The sequence below is a fragment of the Photobacterium jeanii genome, assembly GCF_001650345.1.
Classification (GTDB): Bacteria; Pseudomonadota; Gammaproteobacteria; order Enterobacterales; family Vibrionaceae; genus Photobacterium; species Photobacterium jeanii.
On record NZ_LVHF01000026.1, the window covers coordinates 1 to 12,901 of the forward strand.

Consider the following 12,901-nt stretch of genomic DNA (forward strand, 5'->3'; position numbering starts at 1 on the left):
AAAAAAAACACCAAGCGAACAGATATTAATCAAAAGTCATAATTTCTGTCGTTAAAGTCTCCTTTTCTAGGCTTTTGTTACCTAATTCCATCATTGAATAGTGACAATTAACACTATGCTCATCACTCACCTGATAGTTGATTGGTACTTGATGCTGGCATTTCTCTGTTGCGAAGCGACATCGAGTATGAAATCGACACCCTTTAGGCGGATCGATTGGTGATGGCAATTCACCCGTCAGCATAATGCGTGCTTGATTTCGTCGGCGAGGATCAGGAATAGGGATCGCTGATAACAGCGCTTGGGTGTAAGGATGTTGCGGTTGATGGTATACCGACTCAGTTGGCCCCAACTCCACAATATTACCTAAGTACATCACTGCAACGCGATCAGAGATATGTTTTACCACCGACAAATCATGGGCAATAAAGATCAGTGATAAATTCAGCTCTTGCTGAAGTGACAATAGCAAGTTGATGATTTGCGCTTGGACAGAAACGTCCAGTGCCGATACAGATTCATCGCACACTAACAATTTGGGCTTTAGCGCAATTGCTCGCGCTATACCTATACGTTGCTTCTGCCCGCCAGAAAACTCATGGGGATAACGCTCCGCTGCCGACTCAGGCAATCCTACTTTGCGCAATAATTCTTTCACCCATTTATCACGCTCGCTCTTATTACCTTTGTTATGAATAATAAAGGGCTCTTCAATGATCATCCCGACGGTATGACGCGCATTAAGTGATTCGGTCGGGTCTTGAAATACGATTTGCATTTCTTGGCGTAAGCAACGCATAGCCTTTGGCGATAATGCTGTGATATCTCGCCCTTCAAACAATATTTGCCCCTCGGTTGGCTCAAACAACTTTAATAAAGTTCGCCCCAAGGTACTTTTACCGCAACCAGACTCCCCCACCAGCCCAAGTGTTTCACCTCGTTGTAATGTCAAGCTGATACCATCTACTGCTTTGACTGCATAGCCTTTGCGAAGTAACCCGCCACCGGAGTAAAAATATTGCTTAATGTTCTTTAATTCCAACAATGCTGTCATTGAGCCACCTCGCGCCAGTGATGACAACTTACGCTGTGGTCGTGACTCACCAATTCCCATTGAGGCACCTGGTGCTGGCAAGTATCTGTCGCATGTTGGCATCGAGTACAAAAACGGCACCCCTCCGGCATGTCATTTAAATGTGGCACATTACCTGGGATCGTTTTTAGTAGGGATTTATGACCCGTGTTTAGCGTCGGCATCGATTGCATCAACCCTATGCTATATGGGTGCTTGGCTTGTTCAAATAACGCAAAAACATTGGTTGATTCCACCGCTTTTCCGGCATACATCACCACCACGTCATCACACACCTCTGCCACAACACCTAAATCATGAGTAATAAAGATAATCGCCATGCCAGTTTGTTGTTGGATTTCACGCATCAGATCAAGGATTTGCGCTTGAACTGTCACATCAAGTGCTGTTGTGGGTTCATCACAAATCAATACATCAGGCTGACAGGCCAACGCTATCGCAATCATCACTCGCTGGCGCATCCCTCCCGATAAGTTGTGCGGAAATTCGTGAATACGTTGCTCCGGCGATGGGATCCCAACCTTCGCTAACATCGAAATAGCGTAATCGTAGCGCTGGCGTTTAGAAAGCTCAGGACGATGCAACACCAACACTTCGTTGATTTGCTTACCAACGGTATGAACTGGGTTTAGCGCAGTCATCGGATCTTGAAAGATCATCGAGATCCGGTTTCCCCGCATTTGATATAACTCTTGCGGCGACAGGCTCAGTAAGTCGGTTTGCTTAAATCGTACTTCCCCTGATACGACTTGCCCGTAAGGACGTGGAAGTAAGCCCATGATGGACATGGCTGTGACACTTTTGCCACAGCCTGATTCGCCAACAATGCCAAGAGTCTTACCTTGCTTTACCTCAAAGGATACGCCATCAAGTACCCTGACAAGGCCATTATCAGTGGTGAACTCTGTCACCAAATCACGCACCGATAGAATGACTTCTGCTGCCATTTATTGACTCCCTGTCAATTTGTAGGTGTCATCCACCACTGTCACAGGCTCAAACTGGGTGCCTTTTTTAAGCGCGGCTTTAGTTTCTTTATATGCCACCGGATCAATCCAGAATGTTCCATAATCACGGAATGTCCCAGTGGTAAACAAGAACTGAGTCAGCTTAGTCATCGCAGGTTTTGGATACTTCAACCAGCGCCAGTACCCTTCACGGGTATAAGGCACCATATAACCCGGGACGATAACATTGGCATCGGTGACAATTTGTTGGATCTGACGCGAAAGCGATTTCTTTTTCGCTAAATCAAACTCCCCACGATACGCAATGATCAACTTGTCTAACTCAGGTGTGCTGAAGTTAGTAAAGTTGTTGGTCTGCGGTTTATTGGCATTTACCGAATGGAAATACTCCCAATACGCTGGAATTTCCGAGGTTCCCATTTGATGGAAAGAAAGCTGGTGTTTTTTCTCAAGTACGTATTTAAACGCCGACGAACCATCAACTAAATTCAGAGTTAACTCTAATCCCGCTTGCTTAGCCTGCTCTTTAAGGTAGGCAATACGTGCTGTGTGCTGGGTATAACCGTATGTTACCGCAAAACTTAACCGCTCCCCTTTGGCATTAACACGGATACCATCGGTGCCTAACTTATCAAACCCTGCTTTCGCGAAGTGTTGAGCCGCAAGCTCTGGGTCAAACTTCGGCGCAGCAATAGTGGTATTGGTGTAATCGCCATGCCCGACACCGACACCATTTGGCTGACGAATATAGTCACCACGTAATAACTTGACAATTAGGCCATCAAAATCGAGCGCGTTCGCCAATCCTTTTCGCACTTCAATATTGTTCAAATGCGGCTTAGCAGTATTAATCCATAGTCCGCCAGCGCCTTGCGGTGTTTGGTTATAGCCCCAAAACTTATGGATGTAACCATCTTGATAGGGCTTGCCATTAGATTTGTCATGCCACAGTGATGGGATCAACAAGCCAAATGTATCGATATCCCCTTTTTCAAAGTGCTTTCTAGCGATGTCGTTATCGCGGATCACCTTGATATTGATCTGCTCAACGTTATAACGGTGCTTAAAGTAACGGTTACTATAGCCCCACCAATCTTGCCCCACATGTTTAAAGGTGATGGATTTGCCTTTCTTGATTTTATCAACATAGTAAGGCCCTGCAGATGGCTCGGGCTTGAAGTTAAAACGGCGAATAAATTTATCGTCGATCCCATCATTATTGTTATCAACTTTGACAGCATAAAAATGTGCAGGACGAGGTTGCATGTTGCTGTAAATCATCAACTCTTCACGGTTACGTGGTTTGGTCGATACCACAGCATAGGTGTGATCATCGTATTTCACGATATCGGCAATTTCTTCCGTATAAAATTGGTTGTACCAAGGGGCGATAATGTCTTTAGAGCGCATTAACGTCAGTACAAATACAAAGTCATCAGCGGTGATTGGCTTACCGTCTGACCACGTCGCTTTGGGGTTAATTTTAAAATAAACCGTTTTGTTATCAGCCCCGTACGCCCATTGCGAGGCTATCTCGGGAATCCATTTATTGGTGATAGGATGACGTGTTACCGAAGAGGGGCGATTATCCACCAGCCACGAGCGAAATGCGCCATTTGAGTCAGGACCGATCACACGGAAAGTCTGCGGGAAGCTTTGAATATAAGTACGGAACTTGCCACCAAACTGCGCTTCTGGCGAGGCAAAAAGCGGCTCGTTAGCGTTAGAGATCCATGTGAGATCCGAGGGCAATTGCGCAGCAAAACTACTGGTAGTCAGCAAGCAGGCGCCAAACGCCGCCGAAAGAGAAAGTCTTTTCATCGATATACGTCCTTGTGATGTGATGAACCATGTCTGTTTTAAATATAGCGGGTGTACTTTTTCGGATCGAAAGCTTCACGAATGGCTTCGCCAATAAAGGTCACCATGACCAATACCATGACGATGGCAGTGACAACTGAAACCACAATCCACGGCGAGTCCAAATTCGCCTTTCCTTGTTGCAATAAATCTCCCCAACTCGGTGTGGGGGGCATCAAGCCCAACCCCAAGTAATCCAATGCCGTCAGCGCTGTAATATTGGCTGCAATGGTGAAAGGCGCCAAGGTAACTATCATCACCATGGTATTAGGCAAAATATGCTTAAACATGATCCGCGCGGTTGACGCACCCAGTGCGCGAGCAGCCATCACGTATTCGCGGGCCGCTTCTTTATAGGTCATCGTACGCATGTACCATGTCATGCCCATCCAACCAAAGAGGACGTTAATAGCGACAAACAAAGTAAAAGTCGGTTGAGTGATCGACACCAATATCATGATGACGTACAAAAACGGCACCATAGACCAGACCTCAATCAAACGCTGAGCAATCAAATCAAACTTACCGCCCCAAAACCCCATCGCACATCCCACCGCAACACCTATTGCATACGAGATCACCATGGTGCTAAGTGCAAAGCCCATCGCGATACGAAAGCCATACACCAAACGCGCCACAATATCGCGCCCTATGGTATCAGTACCTAAATAATGCTTATCGGCGAAACTCGGGGCTGTGGGCGGAAAGTCACCGCTAAAATCTTGCTCATAAGGGTCCCAAGGAATAAGTGGCATCACCACAAAATTGCCTTCGCCCTGTTGCTGATAAAATGCTTGGAGCTCGCGGTAATCCGCCTCTTTTTGATAGCCCAAACCAAATTCCGCACCAGTTCGCACTTGGCTAACAACAGGGAAATACCACTGGTTATTGTAACTAACCAGCAAAGCCTTGCTGTTAATGAGTAACTCCGCGACCAGTGATAACAACAGCAAAGTCGATAGAATGATCAGAGAGTAATAGCCTCGCTTGATCTGCTTAAAACGTTGGAGCTTACGTTGAGTTAAGGGATTGAGTTTCATCACTTACGCTCCAAATTTCACGCGAGGGTCAACCACGGCGACACACATATCCGATAAGATATTGCCCACCATCAACAACACTGCATTGATCGCCACAATGCCCATCACCACCGGGTAGTCCCGCTCCATGATGGCTTCGTACCCAAGCAAGCCAATGCCATCGATATTGAAAATCACCTCAATCAAAAATGAACCCGTCATAAAGAACAGTAACGAGTTACCAAAGTGGCTCGCAACAGGGATCAAACTGTTACGCAACGCATGTCGACGTACTGCGACTTTAAAGGGTAAACCTTTGGCTATTGCCGTTCTTACATAGTCGGCTGATAGGTTTTCCATCAGGTTATTTTTCATGGTCATGGTCAACGTGGCGAAATCACCGATCAAGTAGCAGATCAGCGGCAAAATCGCATGCCACATGATGTCTTTGAATTGCTCATAAAAGGTTTCATAATCGTCAAAGTCATCCCCAACAAAACCGCCCATCGGGAACCATTCAAGGTGATAGCTAAACAAGGTAATGAGTAAGATCCCAACCACGTAACCGGGCAAGGCATAACCCACGAAAATCATGATTGACGAGGTGGAGTCAAAGACGCTGCCGTGGCGCATGGCTTTGAAGTACCCCAAAGGAATAGAGATAAAATAACTAATGAAGAAAGTCATTCCGCCGTAGAAGGCTGATACCGGGATCCGCTCGGCAATCATGTCCCACACTGGTTCGTAATAACGGGTCGATTCGCCAAAATCGAGAGAAAGCAGCTTACCGAGCCACTCGGTATAAGCTTCAAAGACAGGTTTATCCAACCCATAGAAAGCGTTGAGCTCTGCAATTTGGTCTTCCGACAACGCATTACTCATGCCCACATCAGAGGTGGTTTGTACATCGCCCTGCGTTTGCATGGTTGCCAGCAAGCGCTCAACGGGCCCACCGGGAACAAAGCGGGTGATGGTAAATATCAGCAAGGTGATCCCAAGAAACGTAGGGATCACTAACATCATCCTTCGTAAAAAGTATGACAACATCGACGACACTCCTTGTCGTTATTTTTAATTGTTATCTGTTAAAGTTTAATACCATAGTGCCAGTATAAGTGTTTATTTTTAGTCTAAAGTTTCAAAATAGATCAACACTTAATCAATGAAATCATCCACTTTTACCAGTTTTTAGTAGTGTGAGAGCTAAAAACGCAAACAGGCCGCCTAAGCGACCTGTTTTTTTGTATCTGTGATGCAGAAATATTAGCGAGCAGCTAACCACGCTGGTACATCTGCCACGCTGTCGAGCACCACGGAAGCTAATGCTTCGCCTTCTTCCGTCACAGGCTTACCAGTGCGAACTAACACTTTAGTACCCACATCTGCAGCTTGTGCGGCTCTCATGTCATCGGTCTTATCACCGATCATGATGGAATTCGCCATATCGATTTTTAGGAAATCGCGGGCTGAAATGAACATACCTGGATTTGGTTTGCGACATTCACATGCTTGCAGGTAGTCACCTTTGCCTTCCGTTGGGTGGTGCGGGCAGTAATAGATACCATCAAACTCAACACCGTTATCGACAAAATTCCAATCCATCCACTCGGTTAGTGATAAGAATTCATCTTCGGTGTACATACCACGCGCGATACCCGCTTGGTTTGTCACAAGCACCAATAGGTAGCCCATTGCTTTTAGTTGCTTACAAGCGTCAAAAACACCATCGATATATTCAAATTCATCTACAGTGTGAACATAGCCGTGATCAACGTTGATCACACCATCACGGTCGATAAAAACTGCTGGTTTGGCCAAAGGAAAGCCCTCTAAAGATCATTTGGGTTGATTATGGCATGCCTGCGGTACTGAATCATCTATTTGCCGATGTTCACTGGCAGTGAAAGCTGCAAATACCGAGAACAAGAGAAAAGAACACATCGTTTAGCCGTCTAGACGTAAAAATATCTATTGACTTAGCCATCCAGACTGCTAATCTCGAGTTCAACATAACGCAAGATAATTCAACTTTTCGCACAAACGCGTTACAAATACAACACAAGAAATAGCAAACACGTATTTTTTATCTGGTATCAGGAAGTTCGATGATAGAAATAAACAGAGTAGACAAAGTGTTTTATCAGGGAGAGACTGCAATCAATGCTCTTCGTGATATTAACCTCACCATTGAACAAGGTACGATTTTTGGTGTGATCGGCTCGTCCGGCGCAGGTAAAAGTACCCTGATCCGTTGTGTCAATTTGCTTGAGCGCCCCACTCGCGGCCAAGTGATTGTCGATGGCGTTGACTTAACCCAACTATCAAACCATGAGCTCACTCTAGCGCGTCGAAAAATCGGTATGATTTTCCAGCACTTTAACCTGCTCTCATCGCGTACTGTGTTTGATAACGTTGCGCTACCGCTTGAACTAGCAAATACCTCTAAAGCTGATATCAAAGCAAAAGTCACCGAGCTACTGCAATTGGTGGGGCTGGCTGACAAACACCACAGCTACCCAGCGAATCTCAGCGGTGGTCAAAAGCAGCGGGTCGCAATTGCCCGTGCCCTTGCGAGTGACCCAAAAGTATTGCTTTGTGATGAAGCCACCAGCGCCCTCGACCCTGCAACCACCCATTCTATTTTGGCGTTGCTGAAAGAGATTAACCGCAAGCTCAACTTAACCATTTTGCTAATCACCCATGAAATGGATGTGGTTAAAAACATCTGCTCAAAAGTGGCGATCATCGGTGGCGGTGAGCTAGTCGAAAAAGGGCCGGTTGGCGATATTTTTGCTCACCCGAAAACAGAACTGGCACGTGAGTTCATTCGCTCGACTTTGGATCTGTCGATCCCAGAAGATTACAAAGCGCGTATGACGCCAGAGCGCATTGAAGGCAGTTACCCGTTGGTTCGCTTGGAGTTTACTGGCTCTTCGGTAGATGCCCCACTCATTAGCCAAGTGGCTCGCGAGTTTAATATCGATATCAGCATTTTAAGCTCAGACATGGATTACGCTGGCGGCGTGAAATTCGGCCTGATGTTGGCTGAATTCTTCGGGACTGAACAAGCTGCAGAGAATGCCATTGCCTTCCTGCGCGATCATAAAGTTAACGTAGAGGTACTGGGTTATGTGGCTTGATTCTATTTCTGCATGGTGGCAAACCAACGAGCGCCTGATTCAACTGCTGATCACCGCCCTAGGGGAAACACTCACCATGGTTTTTGCCTCAGGTTTAATCGGCTTTGCAATTGGTATTCCCCTTGGTGTTGCACTCCATTTAACCAAAGACAACGGCTTAATGGCGAACCCAAAGTTAAATAAAGCCTTAGGTATTGTGGTTAACATTGGTCGCTCGATCCCTTTCATTATCCTGTTAGTGGCAATCATTCCGTTCACTCGTTTCGTGGTGGGTAGCTCAATTGGTACCGCTGCCGCTATCGTTCCGTTAACCGTGGGTGCTATCCCTTTCATTGCACGTTTGGTTGAAGGCGCGCTATTAGAAGTCCCATCAGGTTTAGTTGAAGCCGCGCAAGCGATGGGTGCCAAGCCAAGTCAGATCATCAGTAAGGTGCTACTTCCAGAAGCCTTACCAGGGATCATCAACGCAGTCACCATTACTTTAGTGACCTTGGTGAGCTACTCAGCGATGGCTGGCACAGTTGGTGGCGGTGGCTTAGGTGATGTCGGTATTCGCTATGGCTACCAACGCTTTGACGGCACGGTTATGGCAATCACAGTGATCATGCTCGTCATTTTGGTACAACTGATTCAATCGGCGGGTGATCACTTAGTGAAACGCGTCGACCACCGCTAACGGCAACATTATCGCATTTCCCCACGTCTAAGGGGTTAACACAGACATCAAAATTGGCTGATAACGACAATCAGCCCTATAAATTAGGGAATCCCCCACTAAGGAGAAGTAACATGGCATTTAATCTTAAAAACCTTTTCGCAGTCGCTGGCTTGGCATCAGCTTTAGTACTTACTGGCTGTGGTGAAAAAGAGGCAGCAGTCGATACCAGCAAGATTAAAGTTGGGGTGATGGCAGGCGCTGAAGCACAAGTAGCTGAAGTCGCAGCCAAAGAAGCCAAAGACAAATACGGTTTGGATGTGGAGCTAATTACCTTTACAGACTACGTATCACCAAACGCGGCACTGGAAGAAGGCTCTATCGATGTGAATGCTTTCCAACACAAGCCTTACCTCGATCAACAAATCACCGACCGTGGTTACAAATTCACTATCGCGGGTAACACCTTTGTTTACCCAATCGCAGGTTACTCAAACACCATCAAATCGATTGACGAACTACAAGAAGGTGACCAAATTGCAGTACCAAACGATCCAACTAACCTAGGTCGTTCACTACTACTGCTACAACAACAAGGTCTACTGAAGTTAAAAGAGGGTTCCGGTCTAACCGCAACAGTCTTGGATATTGTTGAAAACCCGAAAAACCTAAAAATTGTTGAGTTAGAAGCCGCGCAACTACCTCGCTCACTAGACGATGTAAAACTGGCGATCATCAACACCACGTACGCAAGCAGCATCAACCTAACACCAGAGCGTGACGGTGTGTTTGTGGAAGATAAAGAATCACCATACGTGAACCTTATCGTGTCTCGCCAGAACAATGTTGACGCTGAAAACGTAACAACCTTCGTAAAGGCCTACCAATCAGAGGCTGTATACACAGCAGCGAAAGACATCTTCCAAGGTGGTGTCGTAAAAGGCTGGTAATCATTCCCGCTTAAATTTCGCTTCACATACAACAAGCCCCTCATCACGATGAGGGGCTTTTGCTTTCTTAACACTCAATTTCCTTGAAAAGCGTTACTTACGCTTTTTCACCCGTCCTTGCACCGCTTTAAAACGCGGGTTGGACTTACAAATCACGTACAAACGACCACGACGCTTTACCACTTGGCAATCACGATGACGAAGCTTGGCGCTTTTTAACGAACTTAGAACCTGCATACCTTCCTACCTCACTATTTTCTTAAACAATTATTTGCGTGAACCAATCTGACCAAAACGACGATTGAAGTTTGCCATTCGGCCTTCAGACGAAATCACACGTTGTTTACCGGTGTAGAATGGGTGCGATTCTGACGACACATCCAAGGTGTAATACGGGTATTCTTTACCGTCTTCCCACTTGATGGTGCGATCCGTTGTTAAGGTTGAACCAATCAAAAAATATTTATCAACGCTAGTGTCGTGGAATACGACAGTACGGTAATCAGGGTGAATACCAGGTTTCATGGGTGACTCCTTTTCTTGTGAAACGCTTATCTTTTACAAATTTGCAGATAGCCGTGAGAAATAGCCATCTGAGAACGTTATATTGTAACAATTGTTATAGTGTAACACTTGATAATGATTCTCAACAAGTTATTGGTGATTTTTTTATGCTAAGGTCAGCGCAGTTCCAATGACCGTGATTTAGCTATGTCTGTTGAAATTGAACCTGTGGGCATTATTCGCTCGCCTTACAAAGAAAAATTTGCCGTCCCACGCCAGCCGGGATTAGTGCCTAGTGCAAAGGCTGAAATTCGCCTTCAAGGCGACGCCAACACCCTTGAAGCTGTGCGAGGCATTGAGCAATTTAGCCACCTTTGGCTACTGTTTTTATTTGATCAGAATTTAGAAGCGGGTTGGCGTCCGACGGTGCGCCCACCGCGTTTAGGTGGCAACGAGCGCATTGGTGTGTTCGCCAGTCGTGCCACTTTTCGTCCTAATGGCATCGGCATGTCAGCAGTCGAACTCAAAGGGGTGCGTCAGGAAAAAGGGGATGTGATCATCGAACTTGGTGGGGTTGATCTCGTCGACGGCACACCTATCGTTGATATCAAGCCCTACATTCCCTACTCCGATAGTTTGCCTTCGGCCCAAGGGGGATTTGCCGCTGACGAACCACAGACTTTGCCCGTGAACTTTAGTGAATTAGCATTGAGTCAGCTCGATCAGAAACAGGCATCACACCATCAAGCGGTGATCAGTGAAGTGCTGGCGCAAGACCCTCGCCCTGCGTATAAAAAGGGAAAAACTGACACTAAACAATATGCTGTACACTTATTTCACTATAATGTGCGGTTTTCAGTGAGTGAGTCAGTAGTTACGGTTACCGCATTAGAGCCGATTAACGATGAACTCTTTGGCGAGTCGCGTAATTGCTGATAATATAACTCCCTTCACACCAAATTTTTATCAACAAACGGATACCATCAATGCGTACCAGTAACTATCTTCTTTCTACTCTGAAGGAGACTCCAAATGACGCAGAAGTTATTAGCCACCAGCTAATGCTTCGTGCAGGTATGATCCGTAAGCTGGCTTCAGGTCTTTACACTTGGCTGCCTACTGGTCTGCGTGTTTTACGTAAGGTCGAGAACATCGTTCGCGAAGAAATCAACAATGCAGGTGCAGTTGAAACTTTGATGCCCGTTGTTCAGCCATTTGAACTTTGGGAAGAAACAGGTCGCTCAGAAAAAATGGGCCCTGAACTACTTCGCTTTACTGATCGTCACGCTCGTCCGTTTGTTCTAAGCCCGACAGCTGAAGAGGTTATCACTAGCCTTGTACGTAACGAAGTGAGCTCTTACAAGCAGCTTCCACTTAACCTGTACCAAATCCAGACTAAATTCCGTGATGAGCGTCGCCCTCGCTTTGGTGTAATGCGTGCACGTGAATTCTGCATGATGGATGCGTACAGCTTTGACATCGATAAAGAAGGCCTACAAAAGTCTTACGATGCAATGCACGATGCTTACTGTAAAGCGTTCGATCGCATGGGTCTTGAGTACCGTCCAGTTCTGGCAGACTCAGGCGCAATCGGTGGTAGCGGTTCTCAAGAGTTCCACGTACTGGCTGAGAGCGGCGAAGATTTGATCGCATTCTCAACAGAATCTGATTACGCAGCAAACATCGAAAAAGCTGAAGCTCTTGCACCAGCAGCTGAATGCGCAGCGCCAACGCAAGAAATGACGCTAGTTGATACACCAAATGCGAAAACAATTGCTGAACTTGTTGAGCAGCACGGCCTGGCTATCGAAAAAACCGTTAAGACGCTATTTGTTAAAGCATCTGATGAAGTTGATGCCGACATCATCGCACTGATCATCCGTGGTGATCACGAGCTTAACGAAGTAAAAGCTGAAAACTTAAAAGAAGTTGCTGCTCCACTAGAGATGGCAACGGAAGAAGAAATTCGCGCACTGATCGGTGCAGGCCCTGGTTCACTAGGCCCTGTTGGTCTAGAGCTACCATTCATTGTTGACCGTACAGTTGCAGTAATGAGTGACTTTGGCGCTGGCGCTAACGTTGACGATAAACACTACTTCGGTATCAACTGGGGTCGTGACGTTGAACTAGGTCAAGTTGAAGATCTACGTAACGTTGTTGAAGGCGATCCAAGCCCATGTGGTAAAGGTACAATCTCGCTGAAGCGTGGTATCGAAGTGGGTCACATCTTCCAACTAGGTACAACCTACTCTGAAGCAATGAACTGTGGCGTGCTTGACGCTAACGGTAAACACTCAATCCTAGAGATGGGTTGTTACGGTATCGGTGTTTCACGTGTTGTTGCATCCGCTATCGAACAAAACCACGACGAAAACGGCATCATCTGGCCTGCTGCGATTGCACCTTTCCAAGTGTCTATCGTACCAATGAACATGGCGAAGTCTGACGAAGTGAAAGAAGCAGCAGAGAAGCTATACGCTGATCTAACTGCAGCGGGTATCGAAGTACTATTCGATGACCGTAAAGAGCGCCCAGGCGTAATGTTTGCGGATCACGAACTGATCGGTATCCCACACACTATCGTTATCGGTAACCGCAGCCTAGAAAACGGCGAGATGGAATTCAAAGACCGTCGCGCGGGCACCAAAGAAGGTGTTGCGATTGCAGACATCGTTGAATTCATTAAGCAAAAACTGGCTTAATTGAACGCCT

The 12,901-nt window shown here is 46.3% G+C and carries 13 protein-coding genes; 5 read left to right on the forward strand and 8 right to left on the reverse strand.

The annotated features are described in order from the left end of the window. Positions 1-25: 25 nt before the first annotated feature. The 6 genes from A3K86_RS12210 to gmhB all read right to left on the reverse strand — a co-directional run bounded on the left by A3K86_RS12210 (position 26) and on the right by gmhB (position 6,758). Complete coding sequence (locus A3K86_RS12210) at positions 26-1,054, reverse strand: ABC transporter ATP-binding protein (RefSeq protein WP_068331336.1); 1,029 nt, start codon at positions 1,052-1,054, stop codon at positions 26-28. Continuing rightward, positions 1,051-2,040, reverse strand: a complete 990-nt coding sequence (locus A3K86_RS12215) for an ABC transporter ATP-binding protein (protein ID WP_068331338.1) — start codon at positions 2,038-2,040, stop codon at positions 1,051-1,053. Before A3K86_RS12215 ends, A3K86_RS12210 begins: the two co-directional genes overlap by 4 nt. After that, complete coding sequence (locus A3K86_RS12220; RefSeq protein WP_068331341.1) at positions 2,041-3,882, reverse strand: extracellular solute-binding protein; 1,842 nt, start codon at positions 3,880-3,882, stop codon at positions 2,041-2,043. Between the two features lie 38 nt (positions 3,883-3,920). Continuing rightward, positions 3,921-4,964 (reverse strand): ABC transporter permease, encoded by a 1,044-nt coding sequence (locus A3K86_RS12225; RefSeq protein WP_068331343.1) that lies wholly within the window; start codon positions 4,962-4,964, stop codon positions 3,921-3,923. Then, positions 4,965-5,987 carry an ABC transporter permease subunit gene (locus A3K86_RS12230; protein WP_068331346.1) on the reverse strand — a complete coding sequence of 341 codons (1,023 nt, stop codon included), beginning with the start codon at positions 5,985-5,987 and terminating at the stop codon, positions 4,965-4,967. 216 nt (positions 5,988-6,203) lie between these two features. Further along, positions 6,204-6,758: a D-glycero-beta-D-manno-heptose 1,7-bisphosphate 7-phosphatase gene (gene gmhB / locus A3K86_RS12235; protein WP_068331348.1), complete on the reverse strand. Its 555-nt coding sequence runs from the start codon at positions 6,756-6,758 to the stop codon at positions 6,204-6,206. A gap of 287 nt (positions 6,759-7,045) precedes the next feature. Between gmhB and metN the strand changes: the two genes are divergently transcribed. The 3 genes from metN (at position 7,046) to A3K86_RS12250 (ending at position 9,685) form a co-directional block, all read left to right on the forward strand. Next, on the forward strand, positions 7,046-8,080 hold the full coding sequence (metN, locus tag A3K86_RS12240; RefSeq protein WP_068331349.1) for a methionine ABC transporter ATP-binding protein MetN: 1,035 nt from the start codon (positions 7,046-7,048) through the stop codon (positions 8,078-8,080). Further along, a complete protein-coding gene (locus A3K86_RS12245) occupies positions 8,070-8,756 on the forward strand; it encodes a methionine ABC transporter permease (protein WP_068331351.1) in 687 nt (228 codons plus the stop codon). Before metN ends, A3K86_RS12245 begins: the two co-directional genes overlap by 11 nt. A gap of 113 nt (positions 8,757-8,869) precedes the next feature. Then, entirely contained in the window at positions 8,870-9,685 is an 816-nt protein-coding gene (locus tag A3K86_RS12250; protein ID WP_068331353.1) for a MetQ/NlpA family lipoprotein, read from the forward strand. Between the two features lie 93 nt (positions 9,686-9,778). On the opposite strand, the gene ykgO is transcribed toward A3K86_RS12250, so the two are convergent. Together ykgO and A3K86_RS12260 are read right to left on the reverse strand one after the other, a co-directional pair. Further along, positions 9,779-9,922 carry a type B 50S ribosomal protein L36 gene (ykgO, locus tag A3K86_RS12255; RefSeq protein WP_068331355.1) on the reverse strand — a complete coding sequence of 48 codons (144 nt, stop codon included), beginning with the start codon at positions 9,920-9,922 and terminating at the stop codon, positions 9,779-9,781. A 30-nt stretch (positions 9,923-9,952) separates the two neighbouring features. Next, entirely contained in the window at positions 9,953-10,210 is a 258-nt protein-coding gene (locus A3K86_RS12260) for a type B 50S ribosomal protein L31 (protein ID WP_068331357.1), read from the reverse strand. A 186-nt stretch (positions 10,211-10,396) separates the two neighbouring features. On the opposite strand from A3K86_RS12260, the gene tsaA reads away from it, so the two are divergent. Both tsaA and A3K86_RS12270 read left to right on the forward strand, forming a co-directional pair. Further along, positions 10,397-11,125 carry a tRNA (N6-threonylcarbamoyladenosine(37)-N6)-methyltransferase TrmO gene (gene tsaA / locus A3K86_RS12265; RefSeq protein WP_068331359.1) on the forward strand — a complete coding sequence of 243 codons (729 nt, stop codon included), beginning with the start codon at positions 10,397-10,399 and terminating at the stop codon, positions 11,123-11,125. A gap of 50 nt (positions 11,126-11,175) precedes the next feature. Beyond that, a complete protein-coding gene (locus tag A3K86_RS12270; protein WP_068331361.1) occupies positions 11,176-12,891 on the forward strand; it encodes a proline--tRNA ligase in 1,716 nt (571 codons plus the stop codon). The last annotated feature ends 10 nt before the right edge of the window (positions 12,892-12,901 follow it).